Raw genomic sequence first — 23365 nt, 5'->3', positions numbered from 1 at the left:
GAAGTCGCTTCTCAAGGTTAATGATAAAGATTGGATTGCTTTAGCGAAGATTTTATGGGAAAAGCAAGAGTATCGTAATTTGTTTATCTATAGAAATCGGTCCAGGCTAATTTATCGTACTTGGATAGGGATTGTTTATTCACCTGTGAATACATTGTTTATACAGTCAAAGGAAATCGGCGGAGGTCTGTTTATTCAGCATGGCTTCAGCACGATGATTGCAGCGGAATCTATTGGAGAAAACTGCTGGATAAATCAGCAGGTAACGATTGGTTATAGCGGACATGGGAGAGCTCCGATTATAGGTGATGATGTGATGATTACTTGCGGAGCGAAGGTGCTTGGAAGCATTACTGTTGGCGATAATGCAGTTATTGGTGCAAATGCTGTAGTTATTAAAGATGTAGAGGACGGAGCAGTTATGGGGGGAATACCAGCACGTAGCCTTAAATAATAGACCAATTATTGGCTATAGTTATTTAATATTTTCAAAGGGAGATAATTTATGAGTAGTAAAGTATGCGTAATAATACCTGTATATAACGCAGAAAAAACTATTGAAAGATGTGTTGATTCAATTATATATGGTAAAAATAGAGATGTTGATGTGATACTTGTAGATGATTACTCTGCAGATAATAGCTGGACTATTTGCAAGGAGCTGTCTAAACGTCATATGAATGTGAGATGCATTCAAAATGTTGAAAATAGAGGAGTTTCATATACAAGAAATCAGGGGTTAAGGCTAGCTGAAAGTGAGTATATTTTATTTGTTGATAGTGATGATTGGGTTTCAGAGAATTACGTTAATATGTTATTAGATATGGCTACAAGTAATCCAGACGCCTTGGTTATTTGTGGACATCATTTTATTAATGAAATGGAGCGTTTTCGCAGAGACTATGTGTGGAAGCAGGATTCCAACCATGTATATACAATAGGTAAAGAATGCTTTTTTGATCTCTCACGTAAATTTCTCATTCAGCAATTGTGGAATAAAATTTTTCGTAGAGATATTATTGTGCAGGGAAGAGTCTTATTTGATGAAACTCAAAGTATGGGTGAAGATTTTCAGTTTGTTCTTGATTATATGGAGGCTTTAAACTGCCAGGAATGTGTTATTTATAACCTTCCATTATATTACTATATTCGAGCAAACAATACTTCCTTGATGAGTAATTTTGGCCTTACAAAACACGAAAAAGAATATGAGAGATATGCAAAATTATATCAGCTGTGTGGAGAAGAAAATGAAGTTATTCAAGAGCAGTATAATCGTGCTATTCAAGGAATTAAAGAAAATTTTATTTACCAAATAATGCATGATAAAAAAAGCCATAAATCAAGAAAAATTAGTAATATTGAATGCATAATGCAAGATGGACAAGCTAAGAAATATTACAAGCAACAGAGAATCCTGCTTTTTAAAGAAAATTTAGTACAACTACAGAATGAATATTTAAAATTATTATCGTGGATAAAAGGTAGAATTCAACGTGAAAAGAACAATCTAATTATTAAAAAAGCACGGGTTGCACTAAAATCAAAGGATTTTACAATCATTTCACAAAATTGCATCGGTGGAGTATTTTATCACGATATGGGAATGGAGCTTTTGTCGCCAACGATTAATCTGTTTTTTAAAGCAGAAGATTTTGTCCGTTTTGTATTAAATCTAGAATACTATATGAATTTAGAAATAGAAATGCATTGGGAAGAAGAATATCCAGTAGGATTATTGGGAGATATTTCTATATATTTTATGCACTATAAAACTTGTCGAGAAGCAAAGGAAAATTGGCAGAAGAGGGTAAAGAGAATTAACTACGATAGAATTATAGTTTTTTCAACTGATCGAGAATCTTTTACAGATAGTGTTTTTAGAGAATGGACAAAAGTCCAATATCCTAAGATTTTGCTTACAGCTGTTAAACGATACGCAAAAGAAGAAGAAAGTGTTTTATTTAAGGAATATTTAGAGCATGGCTCTGTTCCTGATTTAATTCCTAAAAGAGAATTTTATCGTAATAATATAATTCCCAAAGTTATTAATAGTAGCTTCAATGAATAATTGAATAATTTCTGAGTTTTAATATTTAAAGGAGAAATAACTAGATATTATTGTGTATTGATTAATAACTGGAATATGGTTTTTTATTTGAGGAGAGAATGATGGAAAATGGTAAGATTAGAAAAAAGTCATTATATTTATTAAGACTAATATATATTCTTATTTCATTTGGAATTTTAGATGTATGGTTGAGAGTTGAAACTAGGTGGATTGGCAGATATAGTATCTATGAATTGGCTCCAAATTTATTTACATTAGTTTGGTGTATTATAATAGTAATCATTTTACAGTTGATATCGAGCCGATTGATCGGAAGGATTATATATGCAATTTTATACTTTATTACTGTTACTTATGTAGTTATCCAATATGGATATTATATGATTTTTGATAAATTTCTATTTATTAGCGATTTTGCATTAGCTGGAGAAGGAGCGGAGTATTTAGAATATGTTTTAGACATTATTACACCATGGATAGTATTTGAAATAGTAGTGTTAGTATTGTTCGGTATAGCAGGAATTATTTTTTTTCCAAAGCCAGCTAAATCTTCAATAAAACGAACCTTAGCTTCTATTGTTTGTATAGTAGCAGGAATTGTATGTATCTTTTTTATTCCAATTCTATACAAGAGTAATGAGAGTGTTAAGTGGAATAATCCTGCATATGAATACGAAAAATTTTCTAACTCTGCATATGATATGGAATTGACTGGTATATATCAATATGTTTTCCGTGATACATATTTACTGTTTGTGGGAAATCTAAAGGATTATTCGTCTATATATAAAGATATTGATGGATTTTTTATAAATAAAAATAATGTGAAAGAAAATGAAATGACAGGCATATTTAAAGGAAAAAATATAATCATTTTTATGATGGAATCAATGGATGACTGGTTAATTACAGAAGGAGATACTCCAACTATTTATAAAATGATGAAAGAAGGAATTAATTTTAATAATCTATATACCCCTAGTTATGCAAGTGGATATACATTTAATACTGAATTTGCTTTTAATACAAGCATCTATCCTTATTCAAATGGAAATGTCACGTATTCATTGATAAGAAATAGTTTTTCTGAGAGTATAGCAAACAAATTTATTAATGCTGGTTATAGAGTTCAATCCTTTCACTCAGGTACAGCAACTTTCTATAATCGTGGAAGTATGCATGAAGTATTTGGATATGAAGTATATAATTCTTATCAAGATTACCCTGAAGAATCCGTTTCAGTTTATGATGATAGATTTCTTTACATAAGTGATGAGTTGTATTCAGATTTAACTTGCAACAGTCCGTTTATGTCGTATGTTATAACTTATAGCCCACATTTACCATACGATATTGATGATGATCTAGTTCAATATGCTCTTGAAAAATATCCAGAGTATGTGGAAGGTGAAGTTACCGAAGAAAATATTATTCGAGCCAAGGCAAGATTAACAGATGATATGTTTAAAGGTTTGTTGGAAAGGCTTGAAGAAGATGGTTTACTTGAAGATACGGTCATTATAGGATTCGCAGATCATTATTCATATGGATTAACTAATCAGGAATTGCTCCAACAACTCTCTGAGGAAACAGGAAATTCTATTTTAGAAAATACTCCAGCATTCGTCTATTGTGCAGGGAGAGACATTACTCTTGAAGTCAATAAAACTATGCAGACGACAGACTTGGCTCCAACAATAGAAAATTTATTTGGGCTAGAGGTATCGAAAGAAATTATGGGGCATGACATATTTGATGAGAGATATAAGGGATTTGCGATATTTTCGGATTTTTCCTGGATCACAGATGAAGTGTATGTAAAGTCTGGTCAAGTTATGTGGAATAATGGTATGACAGAAGAAGAAATCAATAGTATGAATGAATATGTGCAGGACGTATATAAAATTAATGACGCCATATTGGATTCTGACTATTATAAGCTAATAAATAGAAATTAACTAGTGAAAACACCTATTGACATAGTACAATTTATAGAAATTAAGGAGAATGAGTTGAGTTTAATAAGTATTATCGTTCCGATTTATAACGTGGAGCAATATTTAAAGAGATGTATAGATTCGATATTAGTACAGACTTATACAAACTTTGAATTAATTCTGGTTGATGATGGTTCTCCAGATTCTTCAGGTAATATTTGTGATGAATACGCAAGAAAAGACCCAAGAGTACTAGTTATCCATAAGTCAAACGGAGGGCTTTCAGATGCTAGAAATGCTGGGCTTCGCATAGCAAAAGGTGACTATATTGCATTTGTTGATAGCGATGATTGGGTGGCACCTACATTTTTAGAATATCTTCTTAATGCTTTAAAAAAAAGTGATAGTGATATTTGTGAATGTGATGTTATTAGAACAACAGGTAGCAGCTTTGTTCCAAAAAATATACAACATGAAGAGTATGAAAATTATACACCAGTGGGCGCTTTGAAACTACTGATTCAGGATCGAGTTTTTCATCAGTATGTTTGGAATAAGCTATATACAAAATCTTGCTTACAGGGTATTTACTTTGAAATTGGAAAAACAAATGAAGATGAATTTTGGACATACAAAGTTTTTGGACGTGCGAGGAAAATAACTAAAATTTTTGATGTGCTATATTTATATTTTCAGAGAGAAAATAGTATTATGAGTACTAGTTATAATATAAAGCGATTGGATGCACTGGAGGCAAAAGTTCAGAGGCAGCAATATATTACTGAATTTTTTCCTGAATTATCTATTGTGTCCAAGGATAATTTATATAGTTCTTGTATTTACAATGGCCAGATGACATTGAAATATTTAAACGGAAGTGAACAAGAAAAAGCAAAAAAAATAATTTATGAAATTGCAAAATTATATAGGCCTACTAAAAATGATATAGCTATTTTAGTAGGTAGTGAAAAAATATGGATACAACTTGCAAAATTTGATTTTTGGGGAACTTGCGCATTGAAAAATTTTCTTAAAAAGGGCTTTTGAATGATAAGAACGACAAACGTATATAGATTCTCTTGAGATATGGTTGTGGAGGGACCTTCTAAATAAGCGACATAAGAACGTCATATTGAAGTGGCCATGCAATAAGAAGGGAGATAAGAGAGTCATATAGAAAGAATTTAAATGTTTCCTGAAAGGTTTCCAATTAGGATAACTAAGATAATGAAACATGACTATCCATGTTTATATTCTAATGGTTCTGTTTATATTACTGCGAACATATAAGCCATTTGAACTTTTATAGAACTGAGATTATACATTAGAGAATACAAAACAAAGCTTACATAATTTTAAATAGTATAACAAAACTTTAAAGATATAATTCTACATAGTTGTATATTTTTTGTGTAAATTAAATGCTTCAGTAGTTATTAGTCAACAATATAAAAGGAGAATTTATTTAGAATTGAGTAAAAAAAATATAGTCTGTAGATATAGGTTAGTAAAGTATTTTGTTATTATATTTTTTATCTTAGTCAATGGATGTATTATTTATTCTATTTATAACTCTAAATATACTCTTAGCGAAAGCTTCTATACAATAGATTCTTCTGATATAAATGGGGCCATAAGAATTACCCACCTCACAGACCTTCATAATTCTCAATTTGGAGATACTAATAAAAAACTTATATTAAAGGTAACAGAAGAAAGGCCTGATATAATACTTATTACTGGAGATATATTGAATTATGATGATGAAAACACAGATATAGCTGTATGTTTAATAAGTGATTTATCAAAAATAGCTCCAGTATATCTTTCTATGGGGAATCATGAAATAGCTCATATGGACAATTACCATAATGACTTGTATGAAACGTTCACTGATGCTGGAGCAAGAGTGCTTGATCTTGATTATGAGGATGTAATTATTAATGGACAGATCATAAGAATAGGCGGATTATATGGCTATGCATTACCAGAAGAGCCTGAAGAAAAGGATCAATTTCCTGAAGAGACAGATTTTCTTAAGAAATTTCAAGATACAGATGATTATAAAGTTCTTATATGTCATATGCCTGCTGCCTGGATAGAATGGGGAAGCTTGGAGGCCTGGGACGTAGATATTATTTTCTCTGGTCATGCCCATGGTGGGCAAATTCGTATTCCTTTTATAGGAGGTCTTTATGCTCCAGATCAAGGATGGTTTGTAGGAAAAAGTGAAGGGCTATATTTTTCAGAAGATAATGAGAGTACCATAGTTTTATCTAGGGGATTAGGAAGCTCTGGAATAATTCCTAGAATTAATAATAAGCCAGAAGTAGTCGTAGTAGATTTATTTCCCGAGGAATAGATATTACGTCAATTTAAGTTGTAATTTATATGATAAATTTACTTTAGTTTACTAATATAAAGGAGAATTTATGGATATTAATAACATAAGATTCTTGGATGCTATAAAAGCACATACTTTAGGTGAAAAGGTATATTGGACGGAGGTTATTACTTTTGAGGAGTGGCTTCAATTATTTAATGTAGCAGCTATCCATAAGGTGATTCCTATGTTTTATGAGGCAGTATACGATTGTACATCCTATAAGATTTTTAAAGAACAATTGGACAAAATTATTAAAGTTGAGGTTCAGAGGCAGGTGTATTTTCAAGCTCTTAAAACCTCAGATTTTTTAGTACTTTATAAGCATCTCAGTGATGTTGGGATTAAGCCCCTGGTAGTTAAAGGACTCATATGTAGAAATATTTATCCTATGCCGGATCACAGAGCTTCAGGTGATGAAGATTTATTTATCCCTAAGGAGCAATTTAATCTCTGCCATGAAGCTATGCTTTCCTACGGAATGCAGGTTATAGACGATAAATCAATAGAGGATAGTTATGAGGTATCCTACAGAAATAGGTATCAATATATTGAGCTTCATAAAAATCTATTTCCGGAGCATTCTGAGGCTTATGGTGAGTTTAATGATATCTTTAAGCATGTCTTTGATAATTTCATAGAAGAGGAAATCCAAGGAGTTAAAGTCCGTACCATGGAATATACTGATCATCTTATGTATCTAATCTGTCATGCCTTTAAGCATTTTCTTCATAGTGGCTTCGGTGTAAGACAGCTATGCGATATTATTGTATATAGCAATACCTATGGAGCTAAGATAAATTGGAATAGACTTTTAGAGGATTGCAGAAAAATTAAAGCAGATATTTTTACCGCAGCTCTCTTTGATATAGGAAAGAAATATCTAGGCTTTTCTCCTAAGAAGGCTTGTTACATAGAAGAGTGGAGAAATATTTATGTGGATTCTCAGGACCTTCTTTCAGAGATACTTAATTCGGGCGTTTACGGTGACAGCACTATGAGCAGAAAACATAGCAGTAATATAACTTTAAATGCTGTTATCTCAGATAAAAAGGGTAAAAAGTCTAAATTCTACGTGTTAAAGACTGTTTTTCCAGATAGTAAAAGTCTTTCAGGAAGATATAGCTACATAAAAAAGTATCCCTTTTTACTTCCTGTTGCCTGGGCACAGAGGATTTTTAAGTATAAAAAGGAAATCTCTAAAAGGGGCAGTGAGAATTCAGTCTCGGAAAGTATAAAGATAGGAAATGATAGGATAGAACTATTAAGAAAGCATGGAATTATAAAAAAGTAACACCTTAATTACTGAATTAACTTCAGTAATTAAGGTGTTTTTTAGCATATATAAAAGCAGAATGTTTTTACCATTATTAAAATAAGGGTAATGGATATAATCTTTAGTCTATTACATAATCTATAATAATTACTTATATTACGACAAATTACTATTTTTTTCTCTGAATAGTTGAAAATTTATGATGAATATGATAATTTAATTATAATAAACAAAGATTAGTTGCAGAAGGAATGATGGATACGGATACGAGATATAAGGCAAAAGATGGCTTTGTCGCAAGAGAGATAGCTGGAGAAATGTTGCTTATACCCATAGGAACAAGGACTCAGGAGTTCAATGGCATAGTCAGATTGAATGAGACAGGAGTTGTTTTGTGGAAATCCATCAGTGAACCAAGGTTGATGGAGGATTTGGTGACTGTAATAGCTGATAATTTTGAATGCTCTACTTTGGACATAGAAGATGATGTGGAATCCTTTATCAAAACAGGAGTACATAATGGATTAATTGAAGAATTGAAAGGGGAGAAGATATCATGAAAAGAAGTTATGTAAAGCCAATAATGGATGTGGAATGTTTCGCACCTAATATAGCTATAGCAGCAAGTTGCAATAGACTTCCGGCAGGTACAGAATATGATTACGAAGCACAGACTGTTGATTGTGTTGTTACAACCAGCGATACTATATTTACGGCTGGCACGTCAGGTTGTGATCATGAAGTTGATCCAAATGGATCAGGTACCACTTATAAGTTTATTACCTACAATGGCCAATTGTATTTTGCATGGGTAGGACCATCAGGTGGCGGTGGTGGTGGAGGTGATATGAAACTATTGAATAATATACTTAAAGCAGGTGGGATAAGTAGCGTAAATGCTGGAAATCGAAAAGTATGGCATGCGGGACCTGCAAATGCTAAGTTAACACAATTATATTCTCATAGTTATTAAACTAAATGATTTCATAATTTAATAGATGCTTATAAGGATTCATTTCCAGGTGAGATGAATCCTTATTTTCTGGAGGGATATACTTGAGATACGAAGTGCAAGTTGGAAAGGTAGCTTTTATTATTGACTGTCCATACGAAATTCCATGGAAGGACACAGATGGTTCATTTTTATGTATCAATAGTGATGCACAGATATATATTTTAACATCCTTTTATATGGTAGATGTTTTACCGGATAAAACTGGTATAAAAGTATATGAGAGTGAGGGTGTGGAGATCTGGCAAGAAGAGAGTAGTGAAGAAATACGTTCTTATCAAGCTCTCTTTAAAGCTGGTCATCCTGTTTATGCACAGACGAGATTTGATGGAGAAAAACTGGTGGTGTATTACAATAAGCTGTCCAATGTCTGGAATAATGGGAATATGTCTATTTGGAATTTGCTGCATCTGGAGAATAATTTATTGACAACTGGTGGGTTGCCTTTACATTGCTGCTATATGATGTATAAGGAACAGGCGATTTTGTTTACGGCACCTAGTGGTACAGGCAAGACAACTCAGGGAACTTTATGGAATCGACTATACGGTTCACAGATTATAAACGGTGATAAGTGCCTTCTGCAGCAGGAAGGGGAGAGTTGGTTGGCTTGTGGTTTTCCTTTTCATGGTAGTGCTGAAGAATGCGAGAATAAATCTTATCCTATTCGCGCAATTGTGATTGTAAGGCAGTCTCAGGAAGATGCAATTGAAGAATTGACGTTAGCTCAGAAGACAGGGTTACTGCTTAGTGAATGTACGGTAAATACTTGGAATCCAGAACGAGTGAATAAGGCATTAGATATGCTAACTGATTTGGCGATACGGACAACTGTCATTATGCTCCATTGTACATTGGAGGATAATGCGGCACGAGTGTTGCATCAATACTTATATGGAGGTAAGAACGATGGAATTATATGATTTGATAAGTCCTGTGGAGAATATGTTGGCTGCAAATGCAGATATGCTGCGTATGCCTTTAGGGGGTACCATGGAATTGCTACCACTTTGTAATATGAACTGCAAGATGTGTTATATTCGTCAGACTAGAGACCAAATGGAAGCACGGGGACGGATGCTTTCCTGTGATCGGTGGCTAAAAATTGCTAGAGATGCCAAGGATAATGGTGTATTGTTTCTGCTTATTACAGGAGGGGAGCCACTAGTTTATCCTGAATTTCAGCGGTTATATACAGAATTAATGCATATGGGATTCGTGATTACAATTAATACTAATGGAACATTAATTGATGAAAAGTGGGCGGATATATTCGGAAAGTATCCATGCCGTAGGCTAAATATTACCCTATATGGTGCAGATGATACTACATATGAAAGGTTGTGTGGAAATCCAAAAGGTTTTTCTCAGGTAATGGATGCTGTAAAATTGCTCAATGACAGAAAAGTACCATTTAGATTTAATTATAGTATCACTCCTGACAATATAAACCAGTTACCTCAAATACATGAGGTGGCAGAACAGTGTCATGCACATCTGGAAGCATGTAGCTATATGTTTCCCCCAGCAAGAAAAGAAGGATATGACAATGAATTCTGCAGATTGTCTCCAGAGGAGGCTGCTGAATCGCTATTTTCGGCTTTTCGAGGAAGAAATCCCCAGGGTGATTTGTCAATTGCTTCTAAAAATACACTGGAAAAATTGAAGCACCCTGTACATTTGTCCAGTGCAAAAGGGTTAACCTGTCGTGCTGGTCGCAGTGGTTTTTGGATGAACTGGAAGGGAGAGTTGCTACCCTGCGGTATGTTCCATGAGCCAAGAATCAGTTTACTGGAACATTCATTTAAAGACTGTTGGGAGCACATTGTGAAAGAGACCAGTGAACTTTTGAAGTGTGGAGAATGTGAAAGCTGCGACAAGAAGAGAATTTGCAAAACCTGTGCAGCTGCTTGTCTAACAGAAACAGGAAAAATAGATGGGAAACCGGAGTATTTGTGTAAGATGACGGAAGCATATTACAAATTACTAAAATCATATTGCAAATCATAGTTACAATAACGTAAACAGATGGGTAATGGAGATTTCAAGGTGGCTTTTTTAAAATATTTTGCTTTGAAGAGCCTATATAGTTATGAGGTGCGATAAACGATAAAAGGAGACGGTTATGGCTAAAAAAAAGTTTGGGGATCGATTAAATATTTCCTCTCAATCATTGAATACACTTATTTCCCGATGGAAAGATGGAACGTTTTTTGAAATTATTGACGACTGGAAATGGATTTTAAGTTATAGTGCCAGGTATAAGTGGATTATAGCTTTTTATACAATTCTAGGTATTATTACTACTACTCTGGGACTGATTAGTAGTGTGATTAGCAAGTATCTGCTAGATATTATTACCGGCTATAAGACAGATAAACTCTGGCTGCTGGTGGCTGTTATGGTGTTTACCACATTGTTTACGCTGGCTTTTAATAGCATTCTTAATCGTATAAACACCAAGTTGGGAATCTATATAAACAACGATATTCAGGCAGATATATTTGATAAGATAGTTGATGCTGATTGGCTTGCTATCAGTAACTACTCTAATGGAGATGTGCTTAACCGTTTTAACAGTGATGCAGGAACCGTCAGCGGCAATGCAATCAGCTGGTTGCCATCAATTATCATTGCTTTTTATAACTTTGTAGCTACTTTTTTTGTTATTTTATACTATGATTGGGTGATGGCGGTATTAGCTTTTGCCAGTGCACCATTTCTCTTTTTGATTTCTCGTGTAGTGCTGAAAAAACAGAGAGAATACGGAAAAAAGGTTAGAGAAATGAGCAGTGATATGATGACCTTTGAGGTAGAGGCTTTTTATAACTTCGATACCATTAAATCTTTTGGAGTCACACCCTATTACAGCAAAAAGATGCGTTGGTGGCAGAAGAAATTCAAGGATGTAATTTTAAAGTATAATATGTTTTCCATCAAGACTAACATCATTACTACCTTAATTGGAGAGTTGGTTCAGGGCATGGCCTTTGCTTACTGTCTTTGGCGTCTCTGGACACGTGATATTACCTACGGTACTATGACGCTATTCTTACAGCAACGGAATAAGCTTTCTAGCTCATTCAGTAGCCTGTTATCCATTATCCCCAATTTTCTTAACAGCTCTATTTCAGCCCATCGTATTAGGGAGCTGGTGGAGCTGCCCAGAGAGATTCATATTCCCGAGAGCAGTGAATTGGATGTCGTGGCAAGGGATGGGTTGACTATCCAGATGAGGGATGTAAACTTCTCCTATGTAGAGGGGACTCAGGTCATCACTGATAGCCAATTTATTGCTCGTCCTAGCGAAATTGTGGCTTTGGTTGGCCCCTCGGGAGAGGGAAAGACCACTATGATTCGACTGATTCTTGGGCTTGTTCATCCGAACTCTGGAGAGGCTATAATCAGGAGTTCTGACAGGAAAGAGGTGATGATGAACGCTGAGACCAGACATCTCTTTGCTTATGTTCCACAAGGTAACACTATCCTTTCAGGAACTATTGCTGAGAATATGCGCATAGTCAAGGAGGATGCTACTGATGATGAAATCATAGAGGCTCTGAAGATTGCTTGCGCTTGGGATTTTGTGGAGAAGATGCCCGATACCATCAACAGTAAGATCGGTGAGCGGGGACGGGGCTTCTCTGAAGGACAGGCTCAGCGTATTGCTATTGCACGTGCTGTTCTCCGTGATGCTCCTATCTTGCTTCTGGACGAGGCCACTTCTGCCCTGGATGTTACCACGGAACGGCGAGTTCTGAGAAATATAGTTTTACAGCGCCCCAATAAGATTTGCATCGTCACTACCCATCGTCCCAGTGTGTTGAACCTGTGCCAGCGAGTTTACCGGGTGATGGAAACTCATGTAACGGAGTTGAGTGAGGAAGAGTCTAGTCGAATGGCTATGGATTTTTAAATAAAGTAAAAAATGAATCATCCTTTTAATAGGTTTGCTTCATTTTTATACATTAGTTACATTTAATTTAAAGGGATTGTAATTTAATGATGACCTATTATCTGTAATTAATAATAATCACAATCTTTACTCTTTAAATTTAAACTTTACGAATGTCGTATTTTATTAAAATATGTCTAACTATAGTGTATAATGTTTTTATATTATATATAGTTTGAAATTTTTTAATATTAAAATGAGAGGTAAACAATGATAGATATACATTTGCACATCTTACCGGAGCTTGACGATGGTGCAGAAACCATGGAGGATGCCATTATCATGGCAGAGCTTGCTGTGGAGAGTGGAGTAAAGACAGCTATAGCAACTCCTCATGCTAATATAAGAGGAGTTTTTCAAAATTATTATGATGATAGATTAAAGAAATCATTTGAGAGTTTTAAGATAGCTTTAAAAGAGAAAAATATACCTCTTCAGTTGATTGAAGGGATGGAAATATACGGACAAGGTAATATAGCAGAGCTTTTGAAAAAAGGAAGAATTATATCCTTAAATTCCTCCCGTTATATTCTTATAGAATTCCCTTTTCATGAAAGTGCTGCTTATATGAATAGAAAGCTGGAGGAGGTATATTATGAGGGATATGTTCCAATAATAGCTCATCCAGAAAGATATGCCTGTGTTCAAGAGGATATGTCTGTGATATTTAATTGGATTAATAAGGGTTATTATATACAGCTCAATAAGGGTAGTATCACTGGATATTTTGGTAAAGGGTGCAAGATAACTGCCTTTTCTCTACTAAATGAAGGAATAGTGTCCTTCATAGCTAGTGACGCCCATAATACGTATAGAAGAAATCCTTGTTTAGATGGAGTTAGGAGTCTTTTAGAAGAATATTATCCTCTAGAGTATATAAAGAGTATTTTTGAGACTAATCCTATGAAGGTCATACAAGATACTATTATAGAACTGAGATAGATACAAAGGAGCCTTAAGGAATGAATATTGTTAGAAGAATAACTGTCGTTTTATTTATTTTTACTCTTATTATATATAACTTGTTTAAGTTTATTGAATATAAAGAAGCTGATCATGCGGCTCCAGTTATTACTATGAATAGTGATCACTTAACTATTAGCGTAAAAGAATCAGAAGAAAAGCTGCTAGAAGGTATAGAAGCTATAGATGATGAAGATGGAGATATAAGCTCTGAAGTGATAATCGAGGATATTTCAGGCTTTATAAATGATAAAAGAATAATTACTTATGTGGTGTCAGATTCTCATAACAACGTTACTAGAGCAACACGAGAGCTTGCCTACGATGACTATACTAAACCTACGTTCAAGATAACGTCACCTTTGTCCTATGATTTAGATACCATTGCTAGTGATATATTGAAGGATGTTGATGCTTATGATGTTATTGATGGAGATATATCGAATAATATAAAGGTTAGCTTTAACAGTCCTCTGGAGCCAGGAACCTATGAAGCTGAATTTACGGTTACAAATAGTAGTGGTGATACAGTTCACCTTAAGGCTCCAGTAGAGATATACAGCTCTAGCATAACTCCTCAAATATATCTTAAAGACTATGTGATTTATAAAAAGGTTGGGGACTCTATAGATCCATATGATTATTTAAAAACTATATCCATGGGGAAGAATAACAGCAGCAAGGGTGAGGAATGGAAGTATTATAGGGATAGGATTAAAATAGAGAATAAGTTTAATAGCACCAAGGCAGGTACTTATGTCATAACCTATGAGGTTACTATAAACGGATTTACAGGAAAATCGTTTCTAGTTGTAGTGGTGGAGGACTAAAAGGAGAAGGAATATGGAAGTAAGAAATACAGAAAGCCCTTTGAGGGAATTTAATATAGACATTCTTGATATCCTTAAGGATATTATTAAAAACATCTGGGTGATTATACTTTTTGGATTTATTGCTTATATGTGTGCTTATATGTATGTAACATATACCTATGAGCCTGAATATACCACTAATACTACATTAGTAGTATCCGATAGTACTGCAGGTAGCCATAAATATTCTGATATATCTACTACTGCAAGTCTTGCTGAAGTATTCTCTAATATAATCGATAGTGAGATACTTCAAAATAGGGTAGCAGAGGATATAGGAATGCACTCTGTTCCAGGGGATATATCAGTTTCTCTAATAAATGATACTAATTTTCTGTGTCTGACAGTGACTTCTTCTACTCCTAGATTAGCTTATGACATCATAAACTCTGTAATGGACAACTATTTAGATGTGGCGGGGTATGTGGTAGGTCATACTGTAATTCAGCTTTTAGAGGAGCCTATGTACCCTTCAGGTCCGTCTAACTATTGTGATGCCACGGGGACAGCTGGGAAAGCCAGTAAGCTGGGCATGTTATTTATGTTGGCTGTAGTAATAATTCTGTCTTATTTTAAGGATACAGTGAAAAATAAATATGAGGTGGAAAAGAAGCTGGATGCAAGACTTTTGGGAACCATATACCATGAAAATAAGTACAAGACCTTAAAATCTCTCTTTAAGAAAAACCGTAAAGCAGTCCTAGTATCTAATCCTATAGTGAGTCTTAATTTTGTAGAGGCTTATAAGAAAATAAGAACCAGTATAGAATATAGGACTGAGAACAAGGGGGTAAAGGTTATTCTTGTGAGCAGTGTCCTCGAGAATGAAGGAAAGTCCACAGTGGCTGCGAACATTGCTATTACCTTGGCTAAGAACTCTAAAAAGGTTTTACTCATAGAAGGGGATATAAGGAAACCATCTGTCCATAAAATATTTCAACTTAAACATCAAAAAACTAATGCTATTGAGTCATATTTGCAAGGTGGGTGCTCTTATGAACAATTAATAGTTGAGAGTAGTGAAAAAAATCTTTTCCTTATATCAGGGAAAAAGCATCAGGATAATTCTACAGAGCTCATAAGTAATGGAAGAATGAAAGAGCTTATAGAAAAATTAAGAGATAGTTTTGAATATATAATTATTGATAGTCCTCCTATATCACTAATGGCTGATACTGAAGCTCTTGTTGAGTATGCTGATGCTTCTCTCCTAGTAGTTAGGCAGAGCAGAGCACTTACTATAGACATCAATGATGCTATAGATGTATTAAATGGGGAACAGGGTAAGCTTCTGGGGTGCATATATAATGATGTAATAGATATTATAGATGGTTATAATAGCGGCTATAAGGACTATTATAAAAATAAAATCTCTAATAGATATAATCCTGAGAGCTAAAATTCTTATTGATTTAGGAGATAAACATGAACGACAATAATTACAATAAAGAGGACTTAATTGATATTACTAATATAATTGAAACTACTTGGAAGGCGATAAAAAAGCTATGGTGGCTTGTATTAGCACTTATAATCTTTTTTTCTGTAATTAGTTTTTTTAGAGCTTCTAATAACTATATCCCATATTATGAGGCCTCTACTACCTTTACAATAACTGTGGATGAGTCTAGCTCCTATTATAATAGAAGCGCAGCGGAACAGCTGGGTAGTACCTTCCCATATATAATAAGCAGTACAGTATTAAATGATTTGATAGCAGAGGATTTAGGCTTGGCTTATGTACCTGCTTCCATATCAGCAAGTGTAGTAGAAAGCACTAACTTGTTTACCCTTAGGGTTACAGGATCAGAGCCAGAAATGGTTTATAAAGTGCTTCAATCCACAATAGAAAATTATCCAAAAGTATCCGAGTTTGTAGTTGGAACTATTAAGATGGATATTCTAGAGGAAAGTGGTGTTCCTTCGGAACCTAATAATACTAGGAGACAACATAGTATTGGTAATGTTAAAAGTGGTGCTCTTAAAGGTGCTGCATTAGGTAGCGTTATAATTATATTTTATGTAGTTACAAGAAATACAATCAAAAAACCGGAGGATTTAACAAGAAGATTAAATATAAACCATATAGGCTCCATACCAGAAATAGCTTCAAAAAAACGGCGGAAGAAGGTTGAAAGTAATATTTCAATTGAGGGAAGAAAAGTCTCCCAGGAATACATTGAAGCCATAAGAACAGTTCGTACAAGGATTGAAAGAGAGTCAATGAAAAAGAATCATAAAACAATTCTTGTAACCAGTGCCTTAGCAAAGGAAGGTAAAACAACTACAGCCTATAATATAGCTTTATCCTTAATTATGAAGGGGAAGTCCGTAGCTCTTATTGATTGCGATCTGAGACATCCTTCTATTATGAACATAATTGGTCTATCTGAGGAAGGGATAGGTCTTACAGAATATTTAAAGGGAGAGGCTCATCTTAGTAAATGTTTTATAAGAAGAGATGATATAAATTTTTATATTATGTCTGCTGGAAAAGGGGAAGAGGCCTCGGCAGAATTATTGTCCTCTAAAAAAATGAAAGATCTTATAGATCTTTTGAAGGATAAGGTGGACTATATAATTTTAGATACAGCCCCTGTAGGTATTCTAGCGGATACATCGATAATAGCCGGTTATACTGATGCTGCTGTTTATGTAGTTAAGCAGGACCATGCTAAGGTTCATAGCATTTTAGAAGGAGTAGAAAGGCTATCGGAAAGCAATATAGACATTCTAGGCTTTGTATTAAATGGAGTTAAGGAAGATATAGTTAGATATGGCTATGGATCTTATGGCAGGTATGGAAAGTACGGCAAATATGGTAGCTATGGAAGATATGGAAAGTATGCTATGAATTATTCTAAGGATGACGAAGAATGATATTTTTTAAAAGAGAGTAGTATTTTTAATAGAACTAAAATAGGACAAGCGTACTGTTTGTCTTATTTTGTGCACTCGGTATAGATTAAATATAATGGTAGTCAGTATCATATTACTATCCGTTGTGAGAAAAAAGACCCAAGAAAATCAAAATAAAAAACTTCTAGAACTAATATTATATTTCTCTAGAAGTTTTTCTTATATTCACTAATTAACAATATTAATAGGGTTATGGGAGGATCATTTAATAAGCAGAGTATTAATCCTCCAATTCCCTATCCCACTCAATAATCGCTCCAGTCCCAGCATTTATTTCAGCTGATATTTCATAGTTGCCATTTACAAGCTCTAATTCATATACAAGCCTTCCGTCATCTTCATCTAGCTCAATATTAGTTACCTTATAGCCACTGCCAGCTTTATTTAAAGCTATTTGCTTAGCTTTGCTTTCTCCGATTACTGATTTGTTAGTTGTATTATTAGTTGAGGGTTGTACAGTAGTCTTGTTAGTATCATCATCCTTTTCTTTTTCCCACTTAAGTATATTTCCAGTGTAGGCGTCTAATTCAGCATCAATCTCGTAGGTTCCATTTGTAAGCTCTATATCGTAATCTAGCGCCTCATCATCTCTATCAAGTCCAATGGAAGTTACCTTATAGCCACTTCCAGCTTTAGCAAGAGTGATTTCCTTAGCTTTGATTTCTCCGATTAGAGATTTATTAGAGGTATTATTGTTTGAAGCTTGTACAGATTGAGAGGAGGTGGTTTCTGAGGATGTGGCACTGCTGTCATCCAAGTTATCCTTACTGTCATCGTGAGCTTCTATATCCCACTTAGTTATTTTGCCAGTAGAGGCATCAATCTCAACATCAATTTCATAGGTATTATTTTTTAGCTCTAGTTCATATTCACTATTAAATAAGTTTTTATCTATTTCAATTTTTTCTATAGTATAGCCTTCTCCAGCCTTGTCTAAGGCGATTTTTTTCGCTTCCTCGGCAGTTATTTCTGTGTTAGCTCCATTGTTAGCAAAGGTATTGTTAGCAGAAGCTAAGAAGTAAGCACTTCCTCCAACGCAAAGGGTAGCTGCTACTGCTGCAGTGATTATTAGTTTATGAGTTTTATTTTTTATCATTATTAACATCTCTCCTTATAGAATTGTTTTTTATTTTTATAGTTTGCTTTCTTATGTATTAAGCGAAGTATTAATATTAGTTTATTAGCTAGTTAATTTTTTATTGGATAACTCTCAGTTTCGGGGAATTATCGCAGCTGCTTTTTTATATTTCTTACCCGGTTCACTATATTAACTCATGAGGAGAGATATTTATCGCAGGTTTTTCTAAAAAAATATATTTTTTTAGCATTTTTTTTGTGAAGCTACTTTTTATGAGGTCTGAACCTGCTATTTCCTTAGTTTCTTATTGAGATAAAACTATAAAATTATTAGATAAGAATTTTAAAATAATAAAAAGAGCTGCCCTAGGATATGACATGAAACTAATTGTTAGATAAAAGAGGGATAAATCTAGAACAATTGAGTTATCTCATTCTTATAGGACAGCCTTAGCTTTAAAAGAATAATATTCACTTATATTGAAAAATCATATGGTACTCATATATAAATTCTTATATATGGGTTTTAGTCATCCTCGTCATCTTCACTATCATTGCCTTCATCATCTTCATCATCATCGTCATCTTTGTCGTCATCATATTCATTATCTTCATCGTCGCTGTGGTCATTATCCTCATCTTCGTCGTAAGCCTCGTCATTATCTCTGTCATCATCATGATCTTCATCATCTTCATAGTCATCGTCATAATCCTCTAGCTCATCCTCTAGGTCATCATACTTTTCCTCTAAAAGAATCAGCTCCTTTAGGGAAAGACCTGATAGATAGTCGAAGGATAGGGATGGGTTATCTTCCATGATGTCATAGATGAGCTCCAGCTTTCCTGCGGACATTCCATGAACTTTAGCAGTGGTCTTTTTTTCTGCATCATCGGTGATTATTTTTTCTTTTAATTCTGAGGTTATGCTGTGGGAGGATAGATAATCCTTAATTATTAGGTCAACCTCCTCCAGGATGGCATTAGCTTTTTTAGAGGATTTATTATCTACGGAAACTAGTATAGCGTTATCCTTAGAAGATAAGTAGCCTTCTTTCATCATGGTATCTAGGATTGCTACCAGTGTAGCCTTAATATCCTTATCCTTAATATCGGCAGCCTCTAATATATCCTCTCCATCATCATTTAAGGCCTCCAATGTGATGACAGAGCTTAAACGGTTCATGGTCAGCTGGAAGCTTGGATTGATATCAATTGCAATATGGCCGTAGGGCACTGTGAATACATAGAAGTATGAAATTACTGCAAAGATAAGACAGGCACAGAGACCGTATACTGGTGATAATCTTCTCATGGTGCTGCTTTTAGGCAGTTCCTGTCTGGTAATATAGTCATGAGCTTCCATTTTTCTAACTGGCTCCTGGAGAAGCTTTTCCACATCCAGATAAGGAGCTTGATTTATTGCTCTTTTTAATTTATCTTCAATTAAATTCATAGTATGTACCTCCCTTCGCCTTGAGATGCTTTCTAAGCTTTTTTAAGCCTCGATGATATCTAGACATTACGGTGGAAACGGGCTTCGATAGATTCTGTGCTATCTCAGAAAAACGCAGTCCAGATACGGCATGGAGTATTATTATCATTCTCTCATCCTCCTCCAGGATACTTAGAGCACTTTCCAATACAAGCTTATCCTCAGGATCCGTTACGTAGGAAAAGGTGAGACTGTTTTCCATGCCCATAGGAAGCTCTCCTGAGGTCCTACTAGCCCTTGAGATTCTTGTCATGGATAGATTTCTAGCTATGGTAAATATCCATGCAAGAGGCTTGCCCATAGGCTTATAAAGATGAGCAGAGGCTCTTATTTTTATGTAGGTATCATGAAGAATATCCAGGGTATCTTCAGGATTTTTAACTATGGATAGTATATAACCATAGAGGGTCCTTTCTGTAAGGGCATAAAGCTCTCTAAAAGCCTCCTTATCATCCTGACCAATTCTTTCAATTAAAGCTTCATCGATTTTTATTCTATTATTTATAAGTGGAGGAGAATCCTCAAAAACAAAGGCAAATAAAAACATAACTATCTCTCCTATATATAACTATGTAAAAAGCTATTTTATTGCATAAAAAAGTAATATTCTAAGGAAAATATACCTCAGAATATTACTCTTTTCAAGATATAAGCTCAAAATCCGACAACTACCTTCGCTGTGTAATGAGCCTTGCTATTAAGAAAATTACATTTTTAAATTGGCTTACACAACTATCACTGTAGTGCCTTTTTGGAGGTTTTCATAAATCCACTTAGCATCCTCATCCTTTAGCCTTACACAGCCATGGGACCTAGGCTCTCCCAGAATGCTATCCTTTATATCCTTAAAGTCTACATCATAGGTTACAGAATGAAATAGATAAACCCCATTAAACCTGGTCCAGTATTTGGCTCCATCCTTATATTCATTATTAACAAAGGAGTCTCCTCGATCGCCATTCATGGTGAATACTCCTTTTGGAGTTTCATAGCTTTCCTTTCCCGTGGAGCAGAGGTAGCTCTTTAAGAGACTCCATTTATCCGCTTCCTTTTTAAATATGTAGGTTGTTTGATTAGGTGTATTTATCCATGCTGCATAGGGAGTTTTGCTTTCTATACCTAAGGTGTTGATATAGGCTTCTAAAGCAGTAGTGCTCATGAGAGCTATATTCTGTGCTGAAAGAGCAGAGATAGACGAAGAAACAGGAGCGGTAGCCCCTGTTTGCTTGCTTAAATAATCTTCTCTTAGCTTTTCAAGATTTTTTATTTCAGAAATTATGTCCTGGTCTCCTGGGTATATAGTCAGATACTTTTGAAGCTCTTCTATACCTTTTGTAAAGTATTCCTTTTTCTCTAATTCCTTTGCTTTGGCTAATACTTGAGACTTATACTCTACAAGTGCATTCTCCTTAAGGGTCTGACCCTTACTATATACCTCAGCATAAGGTGAGATTTTGGAGATGATGCTTATAGCTTCGGTATAATTTTCATCCTTATAATAAGCCGCGGCTTTATTATAGAGCTCCTGTCCTTCCTTTACTGTGGGAAGGTTATTTTTAAATACAGAAAGAACTCTATCATCCTCTGCAAGAGGCTTAAGCTCTTCAATAATATTTAAAAAGCTTTCCTCAGAAAGTATATCATCAGTATAGCTGTCCTTTAAGGAATATAGGTAGGAGCTGAGCACTACAGTGTTATCCTCTTGAAAAAGTAATGCCTTAAAGGGATTGAGTTTATTTGATCCTTCCTTAAGCTCTTTGGCTTCAGAAAATTTACCTTCGCTGATAAGGCTTCCGTAGGACTTTATGTAGCCCTTATAGGTAAAAGCACTTATAGCAATCACTGCAAATATAATAGCAATAGCTATTTCGGTTATTAGCCTTCTTGTGAGCTTAAATTTTCCTGGACCTTTAAAAAGATTATCTGAATTACTATCAAAGTTATCCTTCAAAAGAATTCCTCCTTAAGAATATATTTACTATTTATTAGGAATTATGGACAAATATTTATTTCTTTAAACATGCTATTTAGTGAATATAATAAATTATTAGTGATTATTCTAAAAATATGGTAGTATTTAATTAATGTAAGAATATTGGAAAAAGAATTAATATTATTTAAGGAATTTTAAGGAGTGATTCTATGAAAGAGTTATTAGAAAGATTTTTAAGTTACGTTAAAGTTGAGACTACCTCCGATGACAGCACAGGTACTACCCCTAGTACCCCAAATCAGCTGGTACTAGCTAAGATGCTTTATCAGGAGCTTAAAGACTTAGGGATAGAAGAGGTGAAATTATCAGAGCATGGTTATGTCTATGCCTCAATTCCTTCTAACATAGATAAGGAAGTACCTACCATTGGCTTTATAGCACATATGGATACTTCTCCTGATATGTCAGGAAAGGATGTTAAGCCTCAAGTAGTAGAAAATTATGATGGAGGGGACATAGTTCTTAATAAGGAGCTGAACATAGTGCTTTCCCCAAAGGATTTTCCAGAGCTACCTAGCTATAAGGGAAATACCCTAATTACCACCGATGGAACTACCCTATTAGGAGCTGATGACAAGGCAGGAGTAGCTGAGATCATTACTGCTGTGGAGTATATTATGACCCATCCTGAGTTTAAGCATGGAGAAATAAAGATAGGCTTTACCCCTGATGAAGAGATAGGAGAGGGTGCAGATCATTTCGATGTAGAATATTTTAATGCAGATTTTGCCTATACCTTAGATGGTGGACCTGAGGGAGAGCTGCAATGTGAAAACTTCAATGCTTCTGGAGCTAAGGTTACCATTCACGGAAGAAATGTTCATCCAGGCTCTGCTAAGAATAAAATGATAAATTCTATGGTCGTTGCCAATGAATTCTTAAATATGCTGCCTAATGAAATTCCTTCAAATACAGAAGGCTATGAAGGCTTCTACCACATAAGCTCTATTGAAGGAGATGAGGAAACTACAGTAATGAAGTTTATTATCAGGGACTTCTTCCAAGATAGCTTCCAGGCTAGAAATGAAAAGATGAAGGAAATTGGAGAAGCTCTCAGTAAAAAGTATCATCCTGGCTCTGTAGAGGTAGAAATTAAGGAAAGCTATAGAAATATGAAGGAAAAGATTGAGCCTGTATGGCATATTGTAGAAAATGCAGAAAAAGCCATGAAGGAGGTAGGAGTTACTCCTAGAATTGTACCTATAAGAGGTGGTACCGATGGTGCTAGATTATCTTATATGGGTCTTCCCACTCCAAACCTATTTACTGGTGGAGAAAACTATCATGGTAAATATGAATATGCCTGCCTTGAGGTTATGGAAAAAGCCTACAAGGTTATCTTGAAGCTGGTGGAGCTTTATGCCGTTTAAGGTTGAAATAGGATGGTAATTAGTGGAAAATAGGTAAAAATATTC

At 34.6% G+C, this 23365-nt stretch carries 20 protein-coding genes; 16 read left to right on the top strand and 4 right to left on the bottom strand.

What is annotated here, in order from left to right; translation table 11 throughout:
* The first annotated feature begins 145 nt into the window (after positions 1 to 145).
* From ACPWSR_RS06700 to ACPWSR_RS06630, 15 genes are all read left to right on the top strand, one after another.
* Complete coding sequence (locus tag ACPWSR_RS06700; RefSeq protein ID WP_426350916.1) at positions 146 to 454, top strand: serine O-acetyltransferase; 309 nt, start codon at positions 146 to 148, stop codon at positions 452 to 454.
* A gap of 51 nt (positions 455 to 505) precedes the next feature.
* Positions 506 to 2071 carry a DUF1919 domain-containing protein gene (locus ACPWSR_RS06695; protein ID WP_426350915.1) on the top strand — a complete coding sequence of 522 codons (1566 nt, stop codon included), beginning with the start codon at positions 506 to 508 and terminating at the stop codon, positions 2069 to 2071.
* 101 nt (positions 2072 to 2172) lie between these two features.
* Positions 2173 to 4029, top strand: a complete 1857-nt coding sequence (locus ACPWSR_RS06690) for an LTA synthase family protein (RefSeq protein ID WP_426350914.1) — start codon at positions 2173 to 2175, stop codon at positions 4027 to 4029.
* 54 nt (positions 4030 to 4083) lie between these two features.
* Positions 4084 to 5055, top strand: coding sequence for a glycosyltransferase family 2 protein (locus tag ACPWSR_RS06685; RefSeq protein ID WP_426351361.1), 972 nt, complete (start codon positions 4084 to 4086; stop codon positions 5053 to 5055).
* A 424-nt stretch (positions 5056 to 5479) separates the two neighbouring features.
* Positions 5480 to 6370 (top strand): metallophosphoesterase, encoded by an 891-nt coding sequence (locus ACPWSR_RS06680; protein WP_426350913.1) that lies wholly within the window; start codon positions 5480 to 5482, stop codon positions 6368 to 6370.
* A gap of 70 nt (positions 6371 to 6440) precedes the next feature.
* Positions 6441 to 7685 (top strand): nucleotidyltransferase domain-containing protein, encoded by a 1245-nt coding sequence (locus ACPWSR_RS06675; protein WP_426350912.1) that lies wholly within the window; start codon positions 6441 to 6443, stop codon positions 7683 to 7685.
* Positions 7686 to 7918: 233 nt separating this feature from the next.
* Complete coding sequence (locus tag ACPWSR_RS06670; RefSeq protein ID WP_426350911.1) at positions 7919 to 8227, top strand: PqqD family protein; 309 nt, start codon at positions 7919 to 7921, stop codon at positions 8225 to 8227.
* On the top strand, positions 8224 to 8640 hold the full coding sequence (locus ACPWSR_RS06665) for a hypothetical protein (RefSeq protein WP_426350910.1): 417 nt from the start codon (positions 8224 to 8226) through the stop codon (positions 8638 to 8640). The genes ACPWSR_RS06670 and ACPWSR_RS06665 overlap by 4 nt, the downstream gene beginning before the upstream one ends.
* Before the next feature lie 83 nt (positions 8641 to 8723).
* A complete protein-coding gene (locus ACPWSR_RS06660) occupies positions 8724 to 9602 on the top strand; it encodes a hypothetical protein (protein ID WP_426350909.1) in 879 nt (292 codons plus the stop codon).
* Positions 9544 to 10689, top strand: coding sequence for a radical SAM/SPASM domain-containing protein (locus ACPWSR_RS06655; protein ID WP_426350908.1), 1146 nt, complete (start codon positions 9544 to 9546; stop codon positions 10687 to 10689). The genes ACPWSR_RS06660 and ACPWSR_RS06655 overlap by 59 nt, the downstream gene beginning before the upstream one ends.
* 115 nt (positions 10690 to 10804) lie before the next feature.
* Positions 10805 to 12595: an ABC transporter ATP-binding protein gene (locus ACPWSR_RS06650; protein WP_426350907.1), complete on the top strand. Its 1791-nt coding sequence runs from the start codon at positions 10805 to 10807 to the stop codon at positions 12593 to 12595.
* Between the two features lie 249 nt (positions 12596 to 12844).
* The gene (locus ACPWSR_RS06645) at positions 12845 to 13576 is read left to right on the top strand and encodes a tyrosine-protein phosphatase (protein WP_426350906.1); all 732 of its coding nucleotides are present in this window, start codon (positions 12845 to 12847) and stop codon (positions 13574 to 13576) included.
* A 20-nt stretch (positions 13577 to 13596) separates the two neighbouring features.
* Positions 13597 to 14427 (top strand): hypothetical protein, encoded by an 831-nt coding sequence (locus ACPWSR_RS06640; protein ID WP_426350905.1) that lies wholly within the window; start codon positions 13597 to 13599, stop codon positions 14425 to 14427.
* 13 nt (positions 14428 to 14440) lie between these two features.
* Positions 14441 to 15868, top strand: a complete 1428-nt coding sequence (locus ACPWSR_RS06635) for a polysaccharide biosynthesis tyrosine autokinase (RefSeq protein ID WP_426350904.1) — start codon at positions 14441 to 14443, stop codon at positions 15866 to 15868.
* A gap of 26 nt (positions 15869 to 15894) precedes the next feature.
* Positions 15895 to 17349, top strand: a complete 1455-nt coding sequence (locus ACPWSR_RS06630) for a polysaccharide biosynthesis tyrosine autokinase (protein ID WP_426350903.1) — start codon at positions 15895 to 15897, stop codon at positions 17347 to 17349.
* Positions 17350 to 17608: 259 nt separating this feature from the next.
* Here the strand turns inward: ACPWSR_RS06630 and ACPWSR_RS06625 are convergent, their stop codons facing one another.
* The 4 genes from ACPWSR_RS06625 to ACPWSR_RS06610 form a co-directional block, all read right to left on the bottom strand.
* Positions 17609 to 18484, bottom strand: coding sequence for a PepSY domain-containing protein (locus ACPWSR_RS06625; protein WP_426350902.1), 876 nt, complete (start codon positions 18482 to 18484; stop codon positions 17609 to 17611).
* Positions 18485 to 18991: 507 nt separating this feature from the next.
* Positions 18992 to 19918 carry an anti-sigma-I factor RsgI family protein gene (locus ACPWSR_RS06620; protein ID WP_426350901.1) on the bottom strand — a complete coding sequence of 309 codons (927 nt, stop codon included), beginning with the start codon at positions 19916 to 19918 and terminating at the stop codon, positions 18992 to 18994.
* Entirely contained in the window at positions 19905 to 20504 is a 600-nt protein-coding gene (locus tag ACPWSR_RS06615; RefSeq protein WP_426350900.1) for an RNA polymerase sigma factor, read from the bottom strand. Before ACPWSR_RS06615 ends, ACPWSR_RS06620 begins: the two co-directional genes overlap by 14 nt.
* 177 nt (positions 20505 to 20681) lie before the next feature.
* Entirely contained in the window at positions 20682 to 21908 is a 1227-nt protein-coding gene (locus tag ACPWSR_RS06610; protein WP_426350899.1) for a L,D-transpeptidase family protein, read from the bottom strand.
* 191 nt (positions 21909 to 22099) lie between these two features.
* Here ACPWSR_RS06610 and pepT point away from each other — a divergent pair, with 191 nt between their 5' ends.
* Positions 22100 to 23320: a peptidase T gene (pepT, locus tag ACPWSR_RS06605; protein ID WP_426350898.1), complete on the top strand. Its 1221-nt coding sequence runs from the start codon at positions 22100 to 22102 to the stop codon at positions 23318 to 23320.
* Positions 23321 to 23365 lie beyond the last annotated feature (45 nt).

This window comes from Alloiococcus sp. CFN-8 (assembly GCF_049943125.1).
In the GTDB taxonomy this organism is placed as follows: Bacteria; Bacillota; Clostridia; order Clostridiales; family Clostridiaceae; genus JAEXZL01.
Note: the sequence above shows the minus strand (reverse complement) of the source record. Positions and strands in the feature narration are given on the sequence as shown.